This window comes from Ktedonobacterales bacterium (assembly GCA_036557285.1).
In the GTDB taxonomy this organism is placed as follows: Bacteria; Chloroflexota; Ktedonobacteria; order Ktedonobacterales; family DATBGS01; genus DATBHW01.
This window is the reverse complement of sequence record DATBHW010000038.1, coordinates 23062-47340: the sequence shown is the minus strand read 5'-3', so window position 1 is coordinate 47340 and position 24279 is coordinate 23062. Positions and strand designations below refer to the sequence as shown.

Annotated in this window: 25 protein-coding genes; 11 read left to right on the top strand and 14 right to left on the bottom strand. The window is 58.1% G+C overall.

What is annotated here, in order from left to right:
• The coding region (locus VH599_10835) for a hypothetical protein (protein ID HEY7348800.1) at positions 1 to 387 on the bottom strand (387 nt) is incomplete at its 3' end.
• Between the two features lie 711 nt (positions 388 to 1098).
• Between VH599_10835 and VH599_10830 the strand changes: the two genes are divergently transcribed.
• From VH599_10830 to VH599_10815, 4 genes are all read left to right on the top strand, one after another.
• A complete protein-coding gene (locus VH599_10830) occupies positions 1099 to 1416 on the top strand; it encodes a YtxH domain-containing protein (GenBank protein HEY7348799.1) in 318 nt (105 codons plus the stop codon).
• Positions 1417 to 1608: 192 nt separating this feature from the next.
• Positions 1609 to 2769: a YihY/virulence factor BrkB family protein gene (locus VH599_10825; protein ID HEY7348798.1), complete on the top strand. Its 1161-nt coding sequence runs from the start codon at positions 1609 to 1611 to the stop codon at positions 2767 to 2769.
• Between the two features lie 226 nt (positions 2770 to 2995).
• Complete coding sequence (locus VH599_10820; protein HEY7348797.1) at positions 2996 to 3292, top strand: hypothetical protein; 297 nt, start codon at positions 2996 to 2998, stop codon at positions 3290 to 3292.
• A 422-nt stretch (positions 3293 to 3714) separates the two neighbouring features.
• Positions 3715 to 3993: a YtxH domain-containing protein gene (locus tag VH599_10815; protein HEY7348796.1), complete on the top strand. Its 279-nt coding sequence runs from the start codon at positions 3715 to 3717 to the stop codon at positions 3991 to 3993.
• Between the two features lie 199 nt (positions 3994 to 4192).
• Here the strand turns inward: VH599_10815 and VH599_10810 are convergent, their stop codons facing one another.
• The 3 genes from VH599_10810 to VH599_10800 all read right to left on the bottom strand — a co-directional run bounded on the left by VH599_10810 (position 4193) and on the right by VH599_10800 (position 6117).
• A complete protein-coding gene (locus VH599_10810; GenBank protein HEY7348795.1) occupies positions 4193 to 4600 on the bottom strand; it encodes a hypothetical protein in 408 nt (135 codons plus the stop codon).
• Positions 4601 to 5368: 768 nt separating this feature from the next.
• Positions 5369 to 5695: an IS1 family transposase gene (locus tag VH599_10805; protein ID HEY7348794.1), complete on the bottom strand. Its 327-nt coding sequence runs from the start codon at positions 5693 to 5695 to the stop codon at positions 5369 to 5371.
• A gap of 32 nt (positions 5696 to 5727) precedes the next feature.
• Positions 5728 to 6117, bottom strand: coding sequence for a helix-turn-helix domain-containing protein (locus VH599_10800; protein ID HEY7348793.1), 390 nt, complete (start codon positions 6115 to 6117; stop codon positions 5728 to 5730).
• Between the two features lie 43 nt (positions 6118 to 6160).
• On the opposite strand from VH599_10800, the gene VH599_10795 reads away from it, so the two are divergent.
• Both VH599_10795 and VH599_10790 read left to right on the top strand, forming a co-directional pair.
• The gene (locus VH599_10795) at positions 6161 to 6340 is read left to right on the top strand and encodes a helix-turn-helix domain-containing protein (GenBank protein HEY7348792.1); all 180 of its coding nucleotides are present in this window, start codon (positions 6161 to 6163) and stop codon (positions 6338 to 6340) included.
• Positions 6341 to 6534: 194 nt separating this feature from the next.
• A complete protein-coding gene (locus VH599_10790) occupies positions 6535 to 7032 on the top strand; it encodes a DinB family protein (GenBank protein ID HEY7348791.1) in 498 nt (165 codons plus the stop codon).
• 178 nt (positions 7033 to 7210) lie between these two features.
• On the opposite strand, the gene VH599_10785 is transcribed toward VH599_10790, so the two are convergent.
• Entirely contained in the window at positions 7211 to 7495 is a 285-nt protein-coding gene (locus VH599_10785) for a transposase (GenBank protein ID HEY7348790.1), read from the bottom strand.
• A 2-nt stretch (positions 7496 to 7497) separates the two neighbouring features.
• Positions 7498 to 9090: an ATP-binding protein gene (locus VH599_10780; protein ID HEY7348789.1), complete on the bottom strand. Its 1593-nt coding sequence runs from the start codon at positions 9088 to 9090 to the stop codon at positions 7498 to 7500.
• Positions 9091 to 9354: 264 nt separating this feature from the next.
• Between VH599_10780 and VH599_10775 the strand changes: the two genes are divergently transcribed.
• Both VH599_10775 and VH599_10770 read left to right on the top strand, forming a co-directional pair.
• Positions 9355 to 9570, top strand: a complete 216-nt coding sequence (locus tag VH599_10775) for a helix-turn-helix domain-containing protein (protein ID HEY7348788.1) — start codon at positions 9355 to 9357, stop codon at positions 9568 to 9570.
• Positions 9563 to 9745, top strand: a complete 183-nt coding sequence (locus tag VH599_10770; GenBank protein HEY7348787.1) for a hypothetical protein — start codon at positions 9563 to 9565, stop codon at positions 9743 to 9745. The genes VH599_10775 and VH599_10770 overlap by 8 nt, the downstream gene beginning before the upstream one ends.
• Before the next feature lie 208 nt (positions 9746 to 9953).
• On the opposite strand, the gene VH599_10765 is transcribed toward VH599_10770, so the two are convergent.
• The 3 genes from VH599_10765 to VH599_10755 are packed head-to-tail and all read right to left on the bottom strand — an operon-like array spanning position 9954 to position 13911.
• Complete coding sequence (locus tag VH599_10765; protein ID HEY7348786.1) at positions 9954 to 10493, bottom strand: replication-relaxation family protein; 540 nt, start codon at positions 10491 to 10493, stop codon at positions 9954 to 9956.
• Between the two features lie 57 nt (positions 10494 to 10550).
• Entirely contained in the window at positions 10551 to 10901 is a 351-nt protein-coding gene (locus VH599_10760) for a hypothetical protein (GenBank protein HEY7348785.1), read from the bottom strand.
• Positions 10902 to 10920: 19 nt separating this feature from the next.
• Complete coding sequence (locus tag VH599_10755; protein HEY7348784.1) at positions 10921 to 13911, bottom strand: hypothetical protein; 2991 nt, start codon at positions 13909 to 13911, stop codon at positions 10921 to 10923.
• A gap of 373 nt (positions 13912 to 14284) precedes the next feature.
• On the opposite strand from VH599_10755, the gene VH599_10750 reads away from it, so the two are divergent.
• The 3 genes from VH599_10750 (at position 14285) to VH599_10740 (ending at position 18912) form a co-directional block, all read left to right on the top strand.
• Positions 14285 to 15493: an IS256 family transposase gene (locus tag VH599_10750; protein HEY7348783.1), complete on the top strand. Its 1209-nt coding sequence runs from the start codon at positions 14285 to 14287 to the stop codon at positions 15491 to 15493.
• Positions 15494 to 15644: 151 nt separating this feature from the next.
• The gene (locus tag VH599_10745) at positions 15645 to 16106 is read left to right on the top strand and encodes a DinB family protein (protein ID HEY7348782.1); all 462 of its coding nucleotides are present in this window, start codon (positions 15645 to 15647) and stop codon (positions 16104 to 16106) included.
• Between the two features lie 778 nt (positions 16107 to 16884).
• The gene (locus VH599_10740; protein ID HEY7348781.1) at positions 16885 to 18912 is read left to right on the top strand and encodes a recombinase family protein; all 2028 of its coding nucleotides are present in this window, start codon (positions 16885 to 16887) and stop codon (positions 18910 to 18912) included.
• On the opposite strand, the gene VH599_10735 is transcribed toward VH599_10740, so the two are convergent.
• From VH599_10735 to VH599_10715, 5 genes are all read right to left on the bottom strand, one after another.
• Positions 18830 to 19891 carry a hypothetical protein gene (locus VH599_10735; protein ID HEY7348780.1) on the bottom strand — a complete coding sequence of 354 codons (1062 nt, stop codon included), beginning with the start codon at positions 19889 to 19891 and terminating at the stop codon, positions 18830 to 18832. The two genes, VH599_10740 and VH599_10735, sit on opposite strands and share 83 nt — an antisense overlap.
• A gap of 73 nt (positions 19892 to 19964) precedes the next feature.
• Complete coding sequence (locus VH599_10730) at positions 19965 to 20615, bottom strand: transposase (GenBank protein ID HEY7348779.1); 651 nt, start codon at positions 20613 to 20615, stop codon at positions 19965 to 19967.
• 175 nt (positions 20616 to 20790) lie between these two features.
• Positions 20791 to 21522 carry a tetratricopeptide repeat protein gene (locus VH599_10725; GenBank protein ID HEY7348778.1) on the bottom strand — a complete coding sequence of 244 codons (732 nt, stop codon included), beginning with the start codon at positions 21520 to 21522 and terminating at the stop codon, positions 20791 to 20793.
• Positions 21467 to 23308: a tetratricopeptide repeat protein gene (locus VH599_10720; protein HEY7348777.1), complete on the bottom strand. Its 1842-nt coding sequence runs from the start codon at positions 23306 to 23308 to the stop codon at positions 21467 to 21469. Before VH599_10720 ends, VH599_10725 begins: the two co-directional genes overlap by 56 nt.
• A gap of 31 nt (positions 23309 to 23339) precedes the next feature.
• Positions 23340 to 24275 carry a tetratricopeptide repeat protein gene (locus VH599_10715; GenBank protein ID HEY7348776.1) on the bottom strand — a complete coding sequence of 312 codons (936 nt, stop codon included), beginning with the start codon at positions 24273 to 24275 and terminating at the stop codon, positions 23340 to 23342.
• Between the last annotated feature and the right edge of the window lie 4 nt (positions 24276 to 24279).

Sequence of the window (24279 nt, the reverse complement as noted above, 5' to 3'; positions counted from 1 at the left end):
GCGTAGGACCAGGAAATCGGGAACGTGTCTCGGGGCGATAGTCCGCCCCTGCTGGTTCTGGTACCGCAGGTGCAAGCGCGTGGGCTGGCCGTAGAGTTCGAGGACGGCGGGATCATGTTCCAGCAGATAGATTGCCGCGAGCTCCAGGGTATGGCTTTCAAAGGGAATGCGCCGGCCCTCCATCTTGCGGCTGGGATAGCTCCCGTGGACGTTATGCCCCCGCCCTTGCACCGGGCGTGCGGGAGGCGACATGCGCAGGGTGTGAAGCACCTCCCGCGTCGCGGCACTGAGCTGGAGGTGGCGGCACCACTGTTGAAATTGGACGGACGTGAGCACCTGCACACCTCCTCGTTGCTCCACCACGAGCGCGAGATGCGTCTTGGTCACGATGGTCTCAGCCTACGGGGAGTTCCAGCAGCCTCCCTGCCGGTGAACAGTATAGCAGGGGGGGAGGACAAAAAGCAACCCACTCCAAACCATATCCTGTCCGCTTTAAAGCATATACGAGATGGAAATGCCAACAGCATCGCAGCGGTGTTCCTACCAGTTGCTCCTGCGGCACACAGCACACCTGCGGACCAGATATGCGGCAGAGAGCGGCAGCAGAGGACAGGATATGGGTAAACATGTGTATTGATCGATTGCCATGAGACCAGGAAATAGCATCGAAGCCGGTCAGCTTATGTGGCAAAAGGATGGATAGGATATGGTGTAATGCACAGCAGGTCTGCCGTTTGGCATGCCGAGTGCATCTCCTTTCTTAAGACCGAGGAAAGGAGGAGCGTTATGCCACGATGGATTTTCCCAGTGTCCGGAGTCGTGCTCGGAGCCTTTGGAGCCGCCTGGCTCTTTCTCACGAAGCAAGGTGCCAATGCGCGCCAGCAGTTCATGAAACAAGGGCGCCTCATGCGGAAGCAGGGGGAACGGACCTTTAATCAGATGAGTCACCGGGTCCAGGGAGGGACCCAAGACCTGCTCGCCCAAGGCCGACGCCTCGTGGGCAAGGTCACCAGGGAGCTGCCTCGCTGAAGCTAGGTAGGCTCGTCTGGCAGCGCACCCTAGCCACGGCTGGGCTGCGCTGCCAGTCAGGAGGCACCAATGCGGGAGTGGGAATCTGAGTTCCTTGGGAAACCGATCCAGGACCTGTGTGGTACTCTCACGACGCTCCGCCGCGCGGGTGCGACGCGACTGAAGCGGGTCAGGCGGGCTGTGCGCTGGTTCGTGCGCGGCGTCATCGTCGGAGCCGTCTGGGCGATGCTGTTTGCCCCCCAGTCAGGCGCAGCAACGCGACAAGCGGTCGGCAAGCTCCTGCATCCGCTCATAGAGATCGGCATCTCCTTGCGCGCCTGGCGGAGATGCCAGCAGTATGTCCACCACGATGCGTTGGCGGCAAGACGCGCGGGAGGCGAGGACTGAACCGACCCCGAGGAGTGACGGGCGGGAGGGCGTTGAGTCTTCGCTGCCCAGGAGCAGCCAGCAAGAAGGCTGGACGGGCGAGGAGGCATTCGCTCGGCCTGCGGTACCAGGCTGACAGGAGCCGTGTCGCCGGGAGTGGTCCAACTGGCTCGCGAGGCGGCAGCCCAGTTCGACCAAAAAGGGAGGAAAGCCATGGCGCTCTCCACACCACAAGCACAGCCATCGCGGCCATCGAACTGGCAGCCTCGACGCACCAGCAGTCCGTCGGGCCAGGCAGCACGCCAGCCCAGCGTGCCGCAGGAGCGCAAAGCGACCTCTCCGGCCAAGCACGCCCTGCAGGCGCTTGCCGCCTTGTGGGCTAAGATCATCAACGATTGGGTCTTCAATCTGGCCGCCATGCTTGCCTATACCCTGCTGATGTCGATCGTGCCCCTGCTGGCGATGTTTTTGAGCTTCTTTGGCCTCTTCCTGGGTGAGTTGGCACCCAGGTCAGAGCAGCAGTTGATCCAGCAGATTGGCGCGGCGATTCCCAGCGGGGGGCAGTTCATCGAGCCTGCGCTGCACCGGCTGGCCGCCAGTTCCGGCGTCTTGGCTCTCATCACTATTCTCCTCAGCGCCTGGTTTGGCTCGCGGCTCTTTGTGACCATCGAACAATGCTTTGGCATCATTTATCGCTTGCCGCCGCGCGGCCTGGTGCGCCAGAACCTCATCGCCCTCTTGATGTTGCTCCTCTTTGTCGTGCTCATGCCGGTGCTGCTAGTCGTTTCGGCAGCGCCATCGTTTCTCTCCACCACCTTTGTGGGCCGGTTCCTGGGCGACTCTCTGGCAGCTCGTGTCTGGCTGGCGCTTGCCACGGGCCTGGCGGGCTTGCTGATCGCCACAGCCCTCTTTCTGGTGATCTATGCGGTCATGCCTAACCGCCCCTTGCGAATCCGCGATGCGTGGAAAGGCGCACTCATCGCTGGAGCGCTGCTGGAAATCTATGTCATTGCGTTTCCATTTTACGCGACGTTTCTCCTGAGGCCAGAGAGCTACGGTGCAACGGCAGGCTTTGCCATGCTGGTGCTGGTCTTTTTCTACTACTTTGGTGTCATTCTGCTGCTGGGGGCCGAAATCAACTCGTTCTGGGTCGGACAACGCCCGACGGCGACCGAGCTGTCAGGCATCCTCTATGAGGTGCAGGTACGCAAGAGCCTGGCGGGCGCCGCTGGGCCCACCGCTGGGCAACCGCAGGAAGACTTACAGGCAGACCCCACTGGTCTGCACTTCACCATGACCCCAGCGCCCCACCGGCCTTCTGCCCCAGCCGAAGCGGCGCTATGGAGCACACAGCATGCCGAGGACGAGGGATGAGCCGTATCCCAGCACCCAGTACAGAGAGGTGCCCAGTGGTGGGGGCAGCGGAGACAGCCAGGCATCGTCACCTGCTTGATGGAGATGGAATAGTTTATCTTGGTGCGTGCTGGTGGTCACGGCCTCTGGAAGAGGCAGGATCACCACCTCATGGACACCCGGCGTGTCCCCTGCTCGTGACCGAGCAGCGAATACCATCGAAGCCATGCCGAAAGGAGATGATCTGATGGCACAGTACCAATCCTCGTATCGGACCCTGACGCTGGAAGCGTGCCTGGAGGAAGTGATCCGCCTGGGAGACCACTATTTCCTGTCTGGTGGTGGGGAGGGGTGGCGGGCAAGCGATCTCCTGGCCTGGCTGGAGCGGAAACATCCCGCTCTCCTCTCCTTGCCAGTCGCGCTGGTCCCCCCAGATGCCACTGGGTATGGAGCGGTCTTTGAAGTGGACCTGGAGGGGGAACCGATCACCGATGCGCCCCTCTATCGGCTTGAGCGGCGCAAGCCCGCGGTGGAGCCGTTCTGAGAGGATGCTCGTCATGCTTCCCACCGACCAGCATCCGGGCCAAGCCCCCGCTCAGGACTTCCTGACGCCCAGCACCGAGGCGCCCCAAGCCGCATCTGGGCGACGTGACGAGTCGACGCGAGCGGCAAGCCCCTGGAGGTGGCTCTTCAGCAAGAGCCACCTCCAGGGGCAGCTGGCGCGCATCCACGGGGCGGACGGGATATGGCTGATGATCGGAACCCTGCTGATCGCGCTGGGCGGCCTCACCTTTTTCCATTATCTTGCCGTCGCAGAGATAGCGGGCGGCTGTTGTGGGGGCGGGCTCCTGGTCCTGGCGGGCGTCATTTTGCTGGTGATCGGGGTCCGGGACCGAGGCGAGTTTTCAGGGTCGAGGGCTCCTGATAAGGGACATCAAGAACCCCTTGAGAAAGGATGAAAGACACATGGACTCCGATGATACGGCTTATGTCTTTGGCGTGCTCCTTGGCTTGTTCCTTGGCACCGTGCTGGGCGCTACCGTGGCGTTGCTGGTTGCGCCCAGGGAAGGAGTTGCTACACGCCAGCAGGTGCTCAAAGAGGTCCGCCGCCTCAATGAGCAGGGCGAGGAAACCCTCAGCCAGATCAATCGCCAGGTGCAGCAGCGCTCGACGGTGCCGCTGGCGCTGGCGGCTCAACCTTTCTCCAAGTCCAAGCCGGGCTGGAGGCGCCTGTGGCCGTGGTAAAAGACAACCGCCTTCCGCTTCCCATACTGATGTGGCCTGGTCATGCCGCTCGCACGCTCACAGCAGCAACGTGTGAGCGGCATGACCAGGCCAGGTGCTGGACCCGTCTCCACAGCCAGGCCGTCACGCGGGCCCCTGGAAGTACAGGGACTGGTCCAGCGGCTGCCGACGTGCCCTGCCCCGCTTCCGGTCTGCTGCGCTAGGAACTGGAGACGGGCCGCCTGCGCACCCCATCGTGACGCCAGAAGCCGAACAGCAAATGCACGACCAGCAGCGAGAAGACCGCGCCGATAATGGCCGTCATCAGCGGAATCCCATCGATGTAGTAGTCGCCCTTCCACACCAGCGGGATCAAGGCGAGGAACAGCCCGATCCCAATCAGCGAGATCAGAAAGGCGCCCAGCAGTCCGCCAGGGGTGCCGCGCCAGAGCAGTCGCTCCAGCAGGACCGCAGCCACAATCGAGATGCCCAGGATCAGTAGCAACTGGAGCAGGTCATACGAGATCGCGGGCTTGTCGCCAATCTGGAATGTGAGGATCAGGAACTTGACGCCAGGCCCCCCAATGTTCAGACTCACAAAAAACAAATTGGCCAATGGCAGTGCCATACCGACCTTCCTTCCTGGAGCGACATGCCGCGGGGAGTCAAGCGAGGAGAATTGATGGCCCGCGGCCACCGCCTCCAGCTTGTGGTACGCCTGGGCGCGGGGCATCAGCTCCCGCTGTCCCGGCAGCCAGACGCACGCGATCGTCACAACGTCGCTCCTCCCTCTCCTAAGGACGAAGCACTCCGCATGCCAAAAGCAGGCGAGAAGACGAGCCAGTGAGCAACGGCCTGGCGATCCGATCTCCCCCAACTCATCGCTGCTGCCGCGCTCGTGGGCTCGTGGAGAGCCCTCGCCAATTGGCCTGTGGATGGCAGCGATGGTGGGAAGAGGGCTTCAACAACAGAAGCCAGATGCCTCTGCGAGAGGAGGAAGCGGATGATTGCCACCAGACAGCGGACCACGGATCCGGAAAGGGAGACCGCCAGTGCTCCAGCCGCGCTGGCTGAGCAGACACGCTCAGCCGATGAGCAAGCGATCCTGCAGGATCCGTCGTTTGCGCCCCTCTCCTTAGGCAAGGGCTGGTCCAGATGACACGCCCGTTGTTCCTGGTCTGGAAACACTCTCACCTGCGAAAAATCGGCTCAGCCGCGTTTTTGCTTGTGGTAGTAGACCTGCTCGTGCTCCCTGCCTCGAAAGGAAGCTCTCCATGCCCGTCCGGAACGTGAGCAATTATGGAGGGAACATCACTGGGGCCATCCCCAGCCGGAAGTTAGAGCGGTGACCAGAAATATTGAGCGATATGCTAGACTGGAGGCATGAGAGGAGTGGCTAATTGAGCAGAGGCAAATGTCCGCGCAGTCTGGGATGCGCGAGATAGAGCCGCTGGCGCTGGTTGTAATAATAGACAAAGAGCCGCACCGCACGCCGTAAGGCGTCCAGGGAGCGACTGAAACAGCGGCAGCGGCGCGCTAACCGCTTGAGATACGTGCGCAAGTTGGCATTGAGACTTTCGACGGTGTAGGTTTCTTCCTTGCCTATCGAGACCAGATGCTGGCTGCCTTCAGGCCAGACCACTTCTTGATAGGCGGCATGCCCATCGCTGGTGGAGCGTGTCGCCCTGGGCAAGGTGTCTACCACCGTTTGTAAGGTGACCAGGCTCCGATCCTGGCTGACCTGCTGCCCAACGATCAGCCCGCTGCGGCGGGAGATGGCGACGATGATGTAGACTTCGTTTTTTTCTGCTGGACAAAGGGGTAGCGTTCATCCAGTTCAATCGTTTCACTGGGGGTAGCATCAGTGACGGTAGCAGGCAAGGCATCGGCAGCGCGCGTCACCCAATTGCTGACGCTTTGGTGATGGATGCCCAGGAGGCGTCCAATCGCGCGGAGGCTGGTGCCTTCCAGATAGAGTTGGAGGGCCCGTTTGCGCAGCGCCAGATCGTAGCCTTCCGGTTTGGGGTCAGGGGTGAAATAGCGGCGGCAGGCTTGGCAGCGGTAGCGCTGCGAGCCAGTCCGATTGAGACCGCTCTTGATGACGGACTCGTCCTGGTGGCAAGAGGGGCAAGGTGGCTGTTTCATACGCTGATGGTATCAGTACTCTGCACTTTTCGCCACTGCCGGCATGAGAGCCTATTCTAACGACTTACGCCAACGCATCGTGCGAGCCGTTGACCAAGGGCATCGCCAGGCCGAGATTGCCGCCGCCTTTCAGCTTTCCGTTGCCACTATCAAGCGCTATCTCAAGCAACGCCGGGAGACCGGGTGTGTGAGACACTGGAAGAGTGGCTCATCCTCGCATTAAGTGAGCCTGCCTGCTTATTAGGAGAACAGAGGTGGCGCTGAAAGCAAGGTTGGCCCCACCCGGTGCGCAGTGATGCCGCCCGATTCCAGGGCGACTGCTCGCATGGAGGCGAGCACCCAGCAGCGTTGCCAGGAGCGATCGCTCCTGGTATACTGCTCTCATGGCGCTCATTACTGGAAGGAAGGCAGCCACAGATGCAGCAGCACGTTCAAGAGTTGGTACGTCGGTTTGCTGAGGTGAACGACGCCCTCAGGAGCCTGGTGGAACCCTGTACGACCACGCAGTGGCAAACCCCCTGCGTGGTTGGGGAGTGGTCGGTTGGCGTCACCGTCCACCATATCGCCAACGGCTACGATCAAGAGGGCTGGGTCGCAGCCGTCATTGCCGCGATCCTTGCTGGGCAAAGGCTTCCTCCCCAGCAGGCAGACGGTCCTGCGGGGCAGGATTTTAACGAGTGGCATGCGCACCACTTTGCCACGTATACCCAGGAGGAGACGCTGGCGGTGCTGCGGCACAACGAGGCCGCCGTCTTAGGGCTGATCGAGGGCCTGCAGGACGAAGACCTGGAGAGAACAGCCCCCACTTCATCTGGGAGCGGTCGGGTGAGTCTGCGCCGCATCATCGAGGCGATTCTCATCAACCACGCGCAGGAACATCTCAGGAGCTTGCAGGCGGCTCTGGAGACGGGGTGAAATGAGCGGTGCTGACAACACACGTTGGAAGGCTCCACCAACCACCAGGGATGCGATGGACATGAGCCCATCCCCCTGCCAGCATTGCGCGCTGATCGGAGCGCGTCACAGCGCACCTGGGAGGGAGTGCGATCAGGCAGGGCCACAGGTCTCGCTTCTGCTGGCGGACCAGGAACCATCACGCGCAATAAAGGAAGCGCAGCCGCAGCAGATCAAAGTTGGCGCGCCCGTACATACTCCGCTTGAGCACTTTGAGTTTGTTCACAAAGCCTTCTGTCTGCCCGTTGCTGATCCCTGTTGAGAAGGCCGCTCGAACTGCCGCCTCATCGCGGCGCAAGCCACGAACAAACCCCTTCAGTTCCGGCAGGCGGCTCCGTGCGGCTTGGGTGAGCCAGCCTTCCAGCTCCTCGGCGCGCCGCTGGGCCAGCCCGCCCTGCATTAAGAGTGGGTGCGAAGAGGGCACTGTCAACGATCATCTTCTTGCTGCTCCTCTGCTGCCTCAGCAGCCTCGGCGAGAATCGCTCGTACCTCGTAATAAAAGTTAGTATCCTTGCCCATCGTTTTGGCGATGCGCGAGGCTGGGATGCTCTCCTCAAAATGCAGCCGCAAGACCTCTTGACGCTCGGCCTCGGTATAGGTGGTCTTCTTCTTCTCCTTCTTCTGGGCCAGGTACGCGCGCACATCCGCCGGTTCTATGCGCGCGTGCGCAGGAGAAGAAGGAGAAGAAGAGCCACTCGGCTTCATCGGTAGGGGAGGCAACTGCGCCCCCTCGACGGCTGGCACTGCCGACGTAAACAGGCTGTTCCAGGCACGCTTGGCGCTTTCCCGGTCAGCTTCGACGACGCCAGCGCGAACCCGATCTCGAATGTCGCGTCGGCAGTCCAGCAACACCTCACGAAAGAGCGCGCTGGAGACGTTGGGCAGCGCGATCAGCGAGGCGTAGCGCTGCAAGGTTTGTCCGCTGACCACACAATACCCACGCCCAGCGACACGCAGCGCTCGCAACGCCTCCAGCATTTCCTTGCCACCATAGCCCCAGGTGCGTGCCAGGTTCTCGTTGGCATTGAACAGACAGACCGTGCTGACTGCGCTCTTGCTCACGCCCAGATCGGCGCGCTCCAGTTGCACACTGAAGAGGCCCATGCGAAAATTGAGCTTGCGCCAGTCGGTGAAGCCATGCTCCAGCGCATCGGCTAGCACCGGACAATCGGGTCGCAGCGAGCGCCACTCATCGACGATGAGCAAGAGCGGCGGGAACTGTCGCTCGCCCGCGCGGTAGAGCGCGGCGCGGCGCTCCATCTCTGGGAACAGCACCGCCCCAGCGTAGGCTTCAGTCTCGCCTGGCTCGGCGTAGCAGTGCGGGAAGAAGGCGCGCATCTCACTCGCCACATCGTTGAAGTAGTCCACGACATGCAATTCGCCCGCGTGCATCACCTGCTGGAGCGCCAGGCTGCGCGCCAGGGTTGTCTTGCCCACGCCCTGCGGCCCGATGGTGACCAGGCTGATGATGTCATCCAGCGCGGCCCACAGCGGCACGCTCTTGCCGGTGTCCGGCTCCAGGTACTTGCCCAGCAGGAAATGGTTCGGGCCAATCTCGCGCCGCAGCACCCGGAAGTCCGGCGCAACGGGCAGTGCTGGTCCCTCAGCCTCTGGCCCATCGAGCAGATTGATCTCCGTCTTGCGCGTGCCGGCCTGCTGGCTCCAGGTCCAGACTTGATTGAGCTGTGCCTGCCCTGGCTCATCAAGCATCATGCCAATGGCGTGCTGGGGGATGATCTTCCTCTGATTCCAGAGCGCGGCAGCCTGGGCATGCTGCTGATCGGCAATAGCTTGCTGCTGGTCGGCCTCAGCTCGGGCTTTGGCAACGGCGGCATTGCGCAGTTGCACCTGGGTGATGCCAAGATGGACCAGCCCATACACCCGAAAGCCCAGTACCACCAGGCCCAGGCACACCAGCACCAGGCTCAGCCAGAAGAACACCGACCAGAGCGCGATCACGGCTAGCAAGAGCAGCAGCAAGATGCAGCCGGCTAGCAGCCACTTGCCATACTCGGTCACGAGTATTCCTCACTTTCGTTAGGTGGCAATGGCGCAGCAAAACAAAAACGCCCACAGTCCTAACAGAGAGCGAGCGTAGTAGCAAGGTAATGCTAGAATATACGCTACGGCCTGACCTGTCTTGGACAGGACTGCGCTGTAGCGGCGTCGGGGTGTTAACATCACCCCTGCGCCGTGCCATGTGCAACCTTGCTATCATGGTAGCACCAAGCGTTTAGAACTGTCAAGAGTTATACTAGAATGCTTGTAGCGATGGAGTGCTGTATGAGGTTTGATGAGATGCTGACGACTGGCGAAGCCTCAGCCCTGACAGGAATTAGCTCGTCACAACTAACCAAGCTATGTCGCGCTGGAAAAATCACCTCGTGTCGGCGTGGCCGCGAATGGTTTATCCATCGTGACGATCTCATCGCCTACATGCGAAAGTGGCACCCTGAAATCGAATTGAACCAAGAGCCTAAAGAGATAGACAATGGCTGATATGTTCATTTATGCGCTGGTTGATATGGAGAGCGAGGAGGGGCGCTATGCAGGCATTATTGCTATCCCTCAACGATGGGGAAAGATTCGTCTTTCTGAGGTCCGTTATCGGCAGGAGCCTGAAACTGATGGATATAGTTTCTGCTCTCGCAAGGGCGGCAGATGTTCGCTGTAGGTATGGGCTTCCTATCCTGCTTCCTATGTTTTCTCCAGGAATAGAGCCGCCCCAGCAATGCTCTCTTTTCCTGTGATTGGTAGTAAATATATCTCTTCTTTGAGTCTGATCTATTCTTTTGTAATGAGACTCTATTGCCGTCCTCATCCACTTGTGGAGGACTGTCTGGTCAATTCTACACCCTGCGGAAATCAGTGAGAAAAGTGGCTCATGCTTCAATCAAACTGTGTTTTCCATCCTCACAAGCAATCTCCCAGAGTGGGGATAGAAAGATGACAGCCGGATCAAAGTGCTCAGGAAGCGCAGCAAAGAGAAAGACGGGGGCCCGGTGGATCTGGTGCAAGGCGGTCAGCTCTTGTTCACACCAGTATCTCAATTGTCGCGCGCGCTGGTCGCCAAAAGGCGTGGCAACAGCCCAGGTGAACTGTTCCAGCGGCGTTTCAAACCATTCGTCAAATCCCTGCTCCATCAACGCCACCATGCGTTTGATCTTCTCTTTAAAGGCCTCTTCTTTTTCGGTTTTGCGATCATATTCCAGCCAGAGACATGGCGCTTCTCCAGAAGCAAATTTGATGAGGCCATCAGGGATCACCGGGGCGTCGTGCATCTCGCGCTTGAGGATGAAATCATGCAGCATGGTCTGTATGGTGATAGCAGGATAGAGGGAGGACAGGTGTTTGGCGCAGATCAGAAAGTCATTGACTCCCAGGCAGTGCCGCAGATGGGAAGACTTGACGAACTCGCGCATCTCTGAAGGAAATCGCCAGGCGCTAAAATCAGCACCACGTTCTTTTTCTAGAGCGTGTTATGCACTTTTACGAAGGCAGTTCACGTCCGGGCTAACAGCAATGGATCGCAGTTTGACATGGTTGCTGCAAAGCTTGGTGAAAAGCGAGTCCGCGCAAAAGTGCATAACAGACTCTAGAACGCTTCTTCCCCTGGTAGCAAGCCAATACACGTAGGCCACCCCGCCTACTGGTTTATCGGACAGGGGGGTATCCCGCAGCAGATACTCCAGGTCAACAAAGTGTTTGAGGATGGCCCGGACTTTCTGGTAAGAGCCTGGACCATAGATCTGTAAGGCGATCACTTGCTCAGCCGTGAGAAAAGGAAACTGAGAGAACGCATCTAAAATTCGGATTGCTCGGTCATTCATGGAGGGCATCCTCAGCGCTCTAGACGACTTTTTTTCGGCGTTGCATGGGCGCAGGGGGTGGAGACGAAGGCGAGGGTGGTCGTGTTAGTGGCGGAGGCGGCTCGTCAGGCGGCTCTTGTTGTCGAGAAGCGATCTCTCGTTCAACGTCGCTGCGCAGCTGTAGGTAACCCGCTTGGAGATTTCTCTGCTTGATCTCGTCAACGAGTGCTAGCAAATCCTGCTGGCTGATTCCACCTGCTGGCGGAAGGGTGCTGATGGTGGCTTCGCCCTCGGTTGTTCGCACGCGCGCCCGGAATCTCCCCAACTGCTTGAGTTGATTGGCAATGCGCGCTTCTACCTCCGAGGAAGAGAGTTCCGTTGGAACGGGTTGCACCATCCCATTCCAGTCCTCAACCGGCGCCTCCGCAAGTTCGCGCATCACCTGTTGCAGGAATGCTTCCAGTTCGATCACACGCGTTTCATAGCTGCTGCGCTGGTGTTCAATGATCTGCGCCAGACGGAATTCGTGCTCTATGCGTTTGGTTTCCTCTCGTATTTCCAGGGAAAGAAAGTTGCTATCTTCTTGAAGCTGTATTTTTCCACTGTCTATGGCTCTTGTTACTTTATCAAGATTGCTGATTTGATCACGGATGCGAGACATTATCCAAGGAGAACTCTGGATGAGTTCTTTCTCTAAATAATCGATTCCAGGGTCATTCACATGCTTTTTCACCTCTTCTTCATGCGGAGAACGGTCGTACCAGCCTCCCAGCTTTTCCTCAACATGCTCCACCCGCTTTTTCACCTCTTCCTCGAGCATGGAGGGGCTGTACCAGGTCTCTTCTACTCCTGGCCTGAGGACCCACACATTTAACTTTTCTATCCGAGAGGAGTCGCCGTAGTGGTAAGGATCAATGCTGCTCCAATCTAGTCGCCGCGATAGGTTAGTCTGGTCCTTCTGTTGGGGGGAGAGATGCCGAGGATCAAAGCCACCGCACCTGACACGAGTACGCTGGCGCTGCCACCAGTGCTGATCGCCCACGCTATTTTCAGCATGAAACCACACTTGGTGCGCTTGTAGTTGCTGCCAGAGATAGGAAACCGCAGCGTCCCACGAATAAAAGGGGGGGGAACCATATTTGAAGAGCTTTGTTGGGGTGAGGTCTCGTTCGGCGGCTGCTGGGCCTCCTGTATTTTCACGATAGTGATCCACTACGTTATACAGAGGGTCTGCGGGAGTCCCATCACAATAATAATTAGGTGAACCGATATAGTATATCCAATGTCTCCTCACAATATAGAAGAGGTCTCGCACTGCGGAAACCTCTGCCCGGAGGTAATCTCTCATCACATCTGGGAGTTTCGCTTGCGTGGTCTCGATTTCCTGGAGCCGAGGCAGGAGTTTTTGCTGCCGATAGTCAGGGAAGGCCGCAAGCTTGTGCTGTAATTTCTCGATTCGAGGAGCCAGATCAGAGACATCCACTGTTTCATCTGTCAAGGAAAGGTATTCATCTAATGTATCCAGATACTTTCTTGCTTGAGGGACCATCGCCCGGATAAAGTCATCTAATAACTCATCAGGAAACGGGATGTCATCAGGATTTTGGCCTACTTTTCCGGCAAGCATAGCCTCATAGAACAAGCGATTGAGCGCAGAAAGTGTGTGCTGAAAAAGGGAGGATGGTGGATCACGGAACAGTACTTGCCTAGAAACCATGGGATCATACTCAGCGCGATCCCTCGCCCGTTGATACTCCTGTACCGCTCGTTCCTCTCGTTTTACCTTGTCTACCAGGAGCTTTCCATAACCGTCTATAAACTGCCGGGTGGCATGGCCTGGGTGAGCGCCATGCATGAGCAGAAATTGGATGGGTTCGGAGATCGGCGCTCTTTGCGGTTCATATCTGGGTGGTCCGGGTTGTGGCGAACAGTCAAAGGTAGCGGCAATCTCTTTCGCATTATCAGGACTCACTCGCATGACAACGATATTTGCGGCTGCCTTACAGGTAGCTTTAATGGCTGGGTCGAGTTGTTCCAATACCTGATGAGCAACCGTTAAGGCGATGCCGTATTTGCGCGCTTCAGCAAACAACGTGGCAAAATCCTCGCTGGCAAATCGCTGAAACTCATCCGCATAGAGGTTGAACTTTTGGAAGCGCTGTGACGTCGAATTGCCGCGAGCGTAGACGGCATGAAGCACCTGTGAGATGATGATGCTGCCGACAAGACTCGTCACACTCTCCCACTGCGAATCAAGCCGGATGAGGAGGATTTTTCCTTGGTCCATAATATCGGGCAGACGAACGGTTGGGGTGAGCTGTCCGAAGATATCTTTTAAGGCCGGGCGAAACAAATCATCGAGCTTATTGACCACAGCAGAAACGTCATCGTCGCGGCGCAGCTTACTTTTGCGTTCAAACTGCTCCCAGAACCACTGCACATGCCCATCAGGGACATTGGCAAGCAGGTGCTGGCGAAACGCTCCATCGGAGAGCAGGCGGGGAATTTGCTGAACACTGCTCTGAGGATTATACAGCAGGGTCCGGGTGATATTCAGAAAATACTGGTACATTTGCGGCGTCTTGGGAGTAATATCATAGACCTTCGCCAAGACATGGAGTACCCGCTCAGCAGTGTCTTCTTGCTGCAAGGGATCAGCAGGATTTTCGCAGTGAAAGAGGTTTACTCCGAAGACATAGGTGGGGTCTCGAATATCAAGGAAGATTACATCTTCTGCTAAGCGCCGCTGCATCCGCTCACGCTTTTTCTGCTTGTCTGCGTGCTGACGCTCATACTCCATCCGCTCGATCACGCGCAGGGTCAAGTCATTATTGTTTTCCCCGGTTCTGCGATGAGGTTCCAGCACACAGATACCCAGATCTTGATTGATGTCTTGCAAGATGAGGTTTTCGAGCAAGCCAGATTTGCCGCTGCCGCTCATCCCGATAATGTATAAACCCTCTCGGCGCAAAGCCTGGTTGATGGTAACCGGTTTGCTATCAGCACCATTTCCCAGGGTCGAGTACGTCATCCTGCACCTCTCGTCGGGGATGGATACCAGCCATTATCCTCAACTATAACACAAACAAAGAGCTAGCTGCTATCGTGATCAACCGGGCAGAAATTACAACTGCCAAACGATCTCTCCTCTGTCTACCAACAGACAGATGGAAATATAGGGTGGTTCAGAATTGGGGAAGGGGTACTGTGAAGGAGTAGGAGCGACCGCTGCTGTAGATAGAGAAGATGCTTTAGTAAATGTCTTGCACTAAAACGGAAGAGAACGAACCATAAGGGAACCTATCAAACAGCCAAGACACCTTATCGGCCAAATAGGTAGGACTGTACAATAGATTGTGTAAATGGCAGAATCCGATGATGTGAACACGTGAACGGAGGAAGCCATGCCAATTCGACGCGAACTGATTGATGAATTGCTGCAAGACTATCCCAACCCGCAGGGCATCCTGGCGGAAGATGGCTTGCTGAAGCAACTGACCAAGGCCGTGATCGAGCGCTGCCTGGAAACGGAACTGGATACGCACCTGGGTTATTCCAAACATGCGCGCCAGGGCAACGCCACCGGGAACAAGCGCAATGGACACAGTCAGAAAACCCTCAAAGGCGAGCAGGGACAGGTCGAGATCGAGGTGCCCCGCGACCGCCAAGGCAGCTTCGAACCACAGCTCGTCCAGAAGGGGCAAACCCGGCTGGAGGGCTTTGATGACAAGATTATCGCCCTCTATGCACGCGGCATGACCACGCGCGACATTCAGGCCCAACTGCACGACCTCTACGGGGTGGAAGTCTCAGCCACCCTCATCTCGAACGTGACCGAAGCGGTGCTGGACGAGGTACGCCAGTGGCAAGCGCGCCCACTGGAAGCGCTCTATCCCATTGTCTATTTCGATTGCCTGGTGGTCAAAGTGAGAGAACATCAGCACATCGTCAACAAGTCGGTGTATTTGGCGCTCGGGGTCAACCTGAGCGGTTATAAAGAGTTGTTGGGAATGTGGATCGCCCAGAGCGAAGGGACAAAATTCTGGTTGTCCGTGTTGACCGAACTGCCGAACCGAGGGCTGAAGGATATCTTCATTGCCTGTGTGGATGGTCTCGCCAGCTTCCCGGAAGCCATTGAAGCGGTCTTTCCGCAGACGCGCGTACAACTCTGCATGGTCCATCTGGTGAGAAGCTCGCTGCGGTCTGTCTCCTACAAGCACCTGAAAGAAGTGGCGACGGATCTGAAAGCCATCTATACCACCAGTACCGAAGCAGATGCCGAGCTCCAGTTAGAACTCTTTTCGGAGAAATGGGACACCCGCTATCCCAACATCAGCAAGGCGTGGCGTGCCCACTGGGCGAGAGTCATCCCGTTGTTTGCTTTTCCGGCGGAGATTCGCAAGGTAATCTACACAACCAACGCGATTGAGTCCATGAACATGACCTTGCGCAAGGTGACGCGCCATCACCGCATCTTTCCGTCCGATGAGGCAGTCTTTAAGGTGGTTTATCTACCGATGCGCAATCTAAGCCAGAGGTGGACGATGCCAATCCACGACTGGAAGCCCGCGCTGAACCGCTTTGCGATAGAATTTGGAGAGCGGTTCCCTTAGGCATGATCAACATCCCCACTGGAGAGCAAGAGAGGAAGCGCAGGAGAGGACAACAGGTCAGTGGACAGGGTCCTGGACGGAGACTCTTGAGGTGAAAAGCGGTGATGGGTACTTTTGAACGGCAGGAAGGCAGGGGAAAACCGTGGACAAGATGACCTTCATCAGCACGCTGGAGCAGACACGAGCCCAATGGGAGGCCGCACTCGCACAGATGGACGAGCATCACATGCTCCGGCCGGGGATTCTGGGAAACTGGTCAGTCAAAGACCTGGTCGCCCATGTCAGTTGGTACGAGCGTGAGATGCTGCCCGTCATCCGCCTGCACGTTTTTACCGGCTCCGAATGGTGGACACTGCCCACCGATGAGCGCAATGTGCTGATCTATCAACAGAACAGCCATCGCCCTTTGCAGGAGATCATTCACGAAGGACAGCACTCCTACAGCGATCTGCTCGAAGCCGTTCACAGTCTCAGTGACGAAGACCTCAATGATCCTCGTCGCTTCAGCGATATGCCAGATGACTGGGTCCCTTGGCAGATCTTCGCGGCAAACTCGTCTGAGCACTATCAGGATCACCTGCCCGCGCTGCGCACATGGGTCGCGGACAGGTAGGAGAACTCGCTGGACAGAGAAGCGTACTGTTTACTATGATGGTTGATTTTGAACAGGCTTATCAGCTATTTACACAAACCACTTGACAGACCCAATAGGTCGATCTACCCTGGATTCTCTTACTTTCGCTCAACATTTCTTCTCTTAGTCAGGAATTCTTCCAAGTCAGATGGTTTGACTCGCCAATCAGACCCCAGCTTATACCCCACCAACTCACCTCTTCTCAGCCAAACCCGTACTGTCTCTATATCTACATCCAATTGCTTTGCTATCTCATCAGGGCGGAGAAATTTCTCTTCCATCGTTCCCCTCGTTTTTTCGCATTATACAAAACGACCAAAATTGACGGCAAACAGTCTTGTCTTGATAGCCTATAATGGTATATACTTGCGTTAGGTTGGGCATACTGGTTTACCTGATTCCGCTGTTGACCCAGGAGTGCTTGAACACCCGTCCAGCCTTACCGTTGACGCTTTTGTTATTGTCGGGTATGCTTTGAGGGAGAAATGAAACAGGGGTATTCCTGCTTGGAACAGAGAACACCCCCAGCCCCGCAGGTAAGTCACTACCATGCGATTAACCTCGTTATACCACACCTCGCATGATTTTGACTCGCTTGCTGGTAGAAAGGCAACGTGAGTCACCACGATGTCAGAAACACCTTCCTCTCCATACCCCCAGCCTACCCGTTGTGCGGCTGATCGTTTTTCACGTCTGGATGTTGAGCGGGTATGCCGTGTACTCGTTCGTATCGCCGTGCATCTGCAAGAGGGCCACTATGACGTACTTTCGTCCCAAAAACAAACCCAAACAACAACACGTATCCCTGGGCTGGGGACAGACACAACTAGACACTGAGGCAGGTATAGGTATTTACGCTCGCCAGAGTACGCTTGCTCAGGTCAAAAACTACCGGCAATCAACCGAGATGCAGACAGACGATCTGATAGCCTTTGCCAAGCAATTAGGCTGGAAAGAGGAGGGCATCATCCTCTTTACTCAGGACTTAGCCAAATCAGGAACGCTGCGGATTGACCAGCGCGAAGGGCTGCGCTCACTGATTGAACACATTGAAGCAGGGGAGATCAAAACCGTTCTGGTCTTCCTGGAAGACCGGTTGTTTCGAGACGAGACTGGCATTCAGTACAACGTCTTTATTGATGTCTGCAAACGGCATGGCGTTGTCGTCATAACGCCTCACATGACCTACGATTTTGCCAACCCGTTCCACGTCAAACAATTCCGCTGGAGATGTGAAGAAGCCGCCGATTATTTGCGTGATTATGTCTTTCACCGCTTACACGGCGCGAGAAACCGCATCCTTGAGAGCGGCAAATGGGCAGGTCGCGCTATCCCTATCGGGTATATCGTAGACAGCAGGGAGTCCATCATCGTTGAGGGAAGCGTCGTTCCCAATCCCACGTACCGCAAATTCATTCCTTATGAGCCACACGCGAACATCGTTCGGTGGCTTTTCAAACGATATTGGGAAATAGGGGGCAGGGTGCGCCCGCTGTGCCGGGAATTGTACCAACTGGCGTTTCTCTTTCCAGAGTTTGCGGAAGACGTTGACATCAGTAAGTACCTTTCCTTCTACCAACTCAAGCGGGTGCCAGGAGGCTTCCATCTGTCACGACACGGCTTGACCGGCCTTCTGACCAATGTGGCATACATTGGCTATTGGGTCCATCAAGGCGAAGTCGTCAAAAAAGGCAACCACGAGCCAATTGTTGACGAGGAGCTATTCTGGTATGCGTTTAACCGCCTTTCCCCGTACACCATTACTGGTGAGCGCAACGAGAAGAAAAACGGGTACACTCGATACACCCGGAAAGAGCCGATTCCCGCCCTTTTGAAATACGCCATTTCCTCACGCGAAGGTGGACGGGTGTACGTCACAACGTCAGGGTTGACAGATCAGCCCATTTACGTGATTGAGGAGCGCGGGCAAGACCTTGTTCTCAAATATCACGCAGCAACCCCCTGTAAAGAGATTGACACCCTGTTTGCCAACCGTCTTGTTGAACACTTGAAGCAGACAACGCGGTTTGAACACTACCATGAGTACGGTGAGCAGCTTGTCCAAGAGCGTCACCAGCTTATCAAGTCCATCGATGACCAGTTGGCCGAGATTGACAAGCAGATGGACGGCATTGTGGACAGCCTTTCGCTCCCCCGAATAAAGAAGGCGAAGGAGGATGAGAAACAAACAAGAACGCTGAAACAGAAATTGGCAGAACGATACGCCAAGCTTGAAGAACAGAAAGAGGAACTGGAGAAAAAACGCGCCACCCTGCTCAAAGATGAGACGCCGCAGAAACTCATGGCGTATTATACGCTTGCTGATCGCATCGCAGAGGATTGGGAGAACATCCCCTTTGCAGATCGGCAGGCATTAGCCAATGGATTAGTCAAAGGTGTGTATCTTGATGAGATGACTGCCCACTGGCTGCGGCTTGAAGTTGAATGGCTTGATCCGCAGTGGGGGACAGAACGAACGTACATCTTTCGTTGCAAAAGCGCACATAAGGAGTGGACAGAAGCAGAGAATGACAACATCAAAACACTGTACCCAGACGCACCAAGAGAGGAGCTTTTACAAACGCTACCGCGCCGCACGTGGGCAGGGATCATCATCCAAGCCCGGAAACTAGGAGTCCAGCGCCATAACCTGAAGAGTTTCTGCGACATTCCGCAAACACTCAGTTTGGAAGACATCGCCTTCATGAAAGAGGCGGGTATTGCTGTTGACGAAACATCATGTCACAAATGGGAGAGCGTGGACCCGCCGCGATCATCAGCTTGATCGCCCGGCCATCCGACTCGACATCGCTCGCGTTGATCTCCGGCCTGACCGCCGACCAGATTTCAGACTCGTTGTGGATGATCACGCTCCCTGGCTCCGGCGGATAGCTGTACTGCATGCGCTTGAGTTCCACCGCCCTGGCGTCCGCGCCCAGCAGCTTCACATCCCACAGAAACGCCGTCTTGTACTTATTCAGGCGCACGCGATCCGTCAGCCAGTCCTTATAGCGCCGCAGCCAGGGCAGCAGCGTCGCCAGGTCCGAGCGCCCCCGTTTGGCATTCGAGACCTTATGAATCGCAAACTGCATAACCTCGCGCCCGGCCTCGAACCAGCGCCCATCAGTATCGAACACGCCGCCCGGCACGCCTGCCGCTGGCCCGACGGGCCGCTGATGAAAGCGCAGCGGCCTCTCGATATTATCGGGGTCCGTCTCGATCTCATCAATCGTACTGGGATCGATCTGCCCGATCTTCACGCTGCCATCAATAGGATTGACGAAGAAACGAATGAACTGCTCCCCATACACGCTCAGTTCTGTACACAGATCGTAGATACGCGCGCTCATATGATTATCGGGATCGCGCCAGAACGCATCCAGCACGCGCTGCACGCGCCGATTCGCCGCCGAAACCAGCACCCCGCGCCCCAGCGTAAAGTTCGTAATCGTCTCCACAATCGTATTCGCCAGCGGATTCGCGTTGTACGCCTCGTAACATTCGTTGTGCAGTTCTACATAGACTTCGGGCTGCACATCCTTCAGAGACCAGCCATCGGAAAGACGCCGCCAGAAGAAATCTTCCTGCGTCAGCGGCGGCTCCTGCGCCGCCAGCAGCGCCTGCTCGCGCACCGGCTGCGTCCCCGCGCTCAGCCTCGCTTGCCCGTCCGGCGCATCTACGATTTGCTCATCTTCCACCTGGCTGTCCTCGCCGGAACCAGCCATAAACAACAACACGCGGCGCATGGTCGTTTGCCAGGCCATACCATCCCCCTCTCACATCAACCCCTGCTCAACCGTTCCTGCATGTACCGTCAGCCTCCCGCCAAGTGTGTCCCTACAAAGGATATTCCAGTGGAATGCACACTTCCGCCCAAGGCCAATCCTGGAGGTTGGCCTTCAGTGGGTTTTGTGCCACATATTTGATAATCCGCCAGAGCGCTTCTTCATCACGGATCACATGATCGTAATATTCTCGCTGCCAGAACATCCCCTGGAAGCCGATCAGGCGCTGTATCCGATTGGCAGTAAACGACTTCCAGGAGTGGAGAATCTCCGACAGCGCATAAGGAGCCAGCAGTTGCACCACCACATGGACGTGATTTGGCATAATACACCAGGCAAGAAGCCGATAGCGGATACCATCGAAGTGACGGAGCGCCTGAGCGACTATCTCAGCAACCGCAGGAGTTGCCAGATAACACACTCCCACACCACTATCCAGAAAGCGTTGGATGCGTCTAGAAATAAGCTGGTCCAGACGCGCTTTCTCCACAGTTGAGAGCGTTTGCCCACCTGCAAGCGCCTTTGCCAGCAGCGCTTCGCGTTCAGCCTCGTAGGCCAGAAGCACATGTTGAGGCAGCGCGTCTGCCAGCCGGAAGGTCACAAAATAGGTTGCTGCGTTGCGTTCCCAATGCGGGAGATAGCCACGACTCCGCAAGGAAGCGCCATCTTGATCAGGGGAACCAGCGGGTTGGTCGTCACTCACAAGACAATGCCCTTTCGCCTGTACAGCCATCCCTGGTGGCGAATCGCTGCTCCAGGTGCTTGTACCGCCGCCGTCCCTGGCGGCCAACGCTGGCCCACGCGAACATTGCCCTCTGAAGCCCCACGTTCGCCCTGGCGTTCCGGTGCGCCGCCAGGGATGGCAGCGGTACGCGCGGCTACCAGTTGTAGCCCAGCTTGTTCGCGCGCTGGCGGGCGCGTTCCGCCTCGGCAAACCGGCCCAGACGGGCAAGCAGATTGGCCTTGTTGTGCCAGGCAGGCGCAAAGTTCGCGTCGCAGAGGTTCGCCTGCTCATACGCCGCCAGCGCCCGCAGCGGCTGCCGCAGCGATTCCAGCACAAAGCCCTTGCCGTTATAGGCATCGGCTGAGGTCGGGTCAAGCCTGATCGCCGCGTCATACGCCGCCAGCGCCTCCTCATCCCGCCCAAGCTCGCGCAGCACATCCGCCTTGCACAGCGCGATAGTCCCATCGTCCGGCTCCAGTTCCAGCGCGTGCGCGTAGGCAAAGAGCGCCTCTTGAAAGCGGCCAAGCTCCTGAAGCAGTTCTCCCTGCATAGCGCAAAACTCGGCATTGTCCGGCTCCAGACGCAGCGCCTCCCCATAGGCCGCCAGCGCCTCATCGTCGCGGTCCAGCACCCGCAGCAGATCGCCCCGCGACACGCAGAACTCCGCGTTCCCCGGCTCCAGGTCGCAGGCGCGCTCATAGGCAAAGAGCGCCTCCGTGTGCCGCTCCAGGTTCCAGAGCAGGCTGCCCTTGTGGGCATAGCCCGCCGCCTGTGTCGGGTCCAGCTCGATAGCCCGCTCATACGTCGCCAGCGCCTCTTGATAGCGTTCCTCAAGTGCCAGCGATTCGCCTTCCAGCATCAGGCGCTCGATCTCTTCTGCGCTCATCGTTCTCATCTCCATCCAGAGGCTTCAGCCCTTTCTGGCCGCGCGTCCACCGACGATTATCCTCTGCGGCGCGCCTGCCGCAGCCGCCGGTACGCCGCAAACGCCGCCCGATACCGCCCAGGTGCAAGAGCGTCCTCATCTTGCTTTGACACGCATCGGCATTGTTCGGGGCCAGTTCCAGCGCGCGCTCATAGGCCGCCAGCGCCTCCTCATAGCGTTTCAGGCGCTTCAGCGTATCCCCTTTGCTGCGATAGAGCGTCGCGTTGTTGGGGACCAACTCGATTGCCCGCTCATAAGCAGGCAGCGCCTCCTCATCGCGCCGCATCGCCCGGAGCGCCGCATAGGTATAAATATAGGCATCCGCGTGCTTCGGGTCAAGCGCAATCGCCCGATCACACGTCTCCAGCGCCATTTGATAGCGCCTCAAATGCAGCAGCGCGACAGCCTTGCCCCGCAGGCAGGCGAGATTGCGCGGATCCAGTTCCAGCGCGCGCTCATAGGCCGCCAGCGCGTTCTCATAGCGCCCCAACTCGCGCAGCACCGCGCCTTTCACCTCATACGCATCGGCGTAGTGAGGATCGACATACGTCGCCCATTCCGCCGCTCCCAGCGCCTGCTCGTGGAGCTTTATCCGCAGCAGCACAGTAGCCCTGATCGTATGGGCGCCGGTCCGCTCATTGTCCAGGGCCACGCTGCGGGCCGCCGCTCCCAGCGCCTCCTCATAGCGTTTCAGGCCCAGCAGCGCCAGCCCCTTGCCCGTGTGGGCTGCCGCCAGATTCGCGTCCAGGCGCAGCGCCTGCTCAGCCGCCGCCAGCGCCTCTTCGAAGCGCCTGAGCGCAGCCAGCGCAATCGCCATATTCGAGTGGCTGATCGCCTGCGTCGAGTCCAGCGCCAGCGCCTCCTCGCGCCGCCCAAGACGCAGCAGCGCCGTGCCCTTATTCTGGTAGACCGTCGCGTAAGTCGGATCAAGCTGGATCGCCTGCTCATACGCCGCCAGCGCCTCTTCCCGGCGGTTCAGCCGAACAAGCGCCGCTCCTTTGTTATTCCAGCCCTTCACATACCCCGCGTCCAGTGCCAGCACGCGCTCAGCCGCCCCCAGCGCCTCTTCCGGGCGCTTCAGCCGCAGCAGCGCCACCGCTCGATTCGCGTGCGCGGGGGCCAGCGTCGCATCCAGGCTGATCGCATAGTCTAAGTTTCCCAGCGCCTCCTCATACCAGCCCAGTTCCAGAAACGCCGCGCCCTTTCCCGCATAGGCGGCGGCCATCTTGGGGTCCAGGCCCAGCACGATATAATAGACCTCCAGCGCCTCGCGGGGCCGCTTCAGATAAACCAGCGCCGACGCCTTATTATTCTGCGCCAGCAGCGAGGCCGGGTCCAGTTCCAGCGCCTGCTCTGCCGCCTCCAGCGCCTCCTCATCGCGCCGCAGTTCCCCCAGCGCCGCGCATTTCTGCGCGTGCGCCTCTGCCACCGTAAAATCATGGGCCAGCCCCTGCTCGCAGGCGGCCAGCGCCTCCTCAGCCCGATGCAGTTGCAGCAGCGCCACACTCTTGCAGATAGAAGCGTCCACCAGCGCCGCGTCCAGCGCAATCGCCTGCTCTGCCGCCTCCAGAGCATCAGGAGAGCGTTTCAGCCCGACCAGCGCCTGCCCTTTCAAGGCCAGGACGCGCGCGTTGCTCGCCTCCAGCCCCAACGCCTGCTCGCAGATACCCAGCGCCTGCTCATAATCGCGCCGCTTGATCAGTACCTTGCCTTCGGTGATCAGGCGATCAATCTCTTCAGCACTCAATATGCGCTCAATCCCCTCAAGAACATAAAACTTAGCGGGCGCGGCGGAACCGCCAGAACAGCTTAAAGGCCGCGAACGCTTCCCCATACAGCCCCAGCCGGAAGAGCAGGACCGCTTTGTTGATATAGGGCGCGCGGTGGCCGGGGTTCAGTTGAATGGATCGCTCGATAGCCGCCAGCGCCTCGTCATTCCTCTTGAGAAACACCAGCGCCACAGCCCGATTATTATAGGCGGACGGCAGGTCGGGGTCCAGCGCAATAGCGCGATCACAAGCGGCCAGCGCCTCTACATAGCAATTGAGGCCGATCAACACCAGGCTCAGATTGCTATGAGCGATAGCGTGTCGTGGGTCCAGTTGTATAGCGCGCTGATAGGCGGCCAGCGCCTCTTCCGGGCGGCGCAGGTTGCGCAGCGCCGCCGCTTTATTATTGTGGCTGGTGGCATAGAACGGGTCCAGCGCAATAGCATGCTGCGCCGCCCAGAGCGCCTCCTCGTAGCGCCGCAGGCTCGTGAGCGCCCCACTCTTGCCAGCCGAAGAGCGAATGTGGGATGGGTCCAGCTTGAGCGCGTATTCATATGCCTCCAGCGCCTCTTGCGAGCGTCTGAGCGCCAGCAAGGCGCTGCCGCTGGCGCTGAAGCCATCGGCGTCGCGGGGGTCCAGCACAATGGCGCGCCTGGCAACCTCCAACGCCTCTTGATCGCGGTGCAGACGACTCAGCACAAACGCCTTCTGGCTGTAGACAGGCGCGGCGCTCGCATCCAGCGCCAGGGCGCGCTCGCAGCATTCCAGCGCCTCCTCATAGCGATGCAGACCCTCCAGCGCCGCCGCCTTCAGCGTCCAGGCGCTCACATTATCCGCCTCCAGCGTCACCGCCCAGTTGAAAGCCGCCAGCGCCTCATCGTAGCGCCGCCCCTTGAGCAGGCCGCTGCCCTCAGCGAGCCAGCTTCTTGCATCTTCCTCATTCATACCG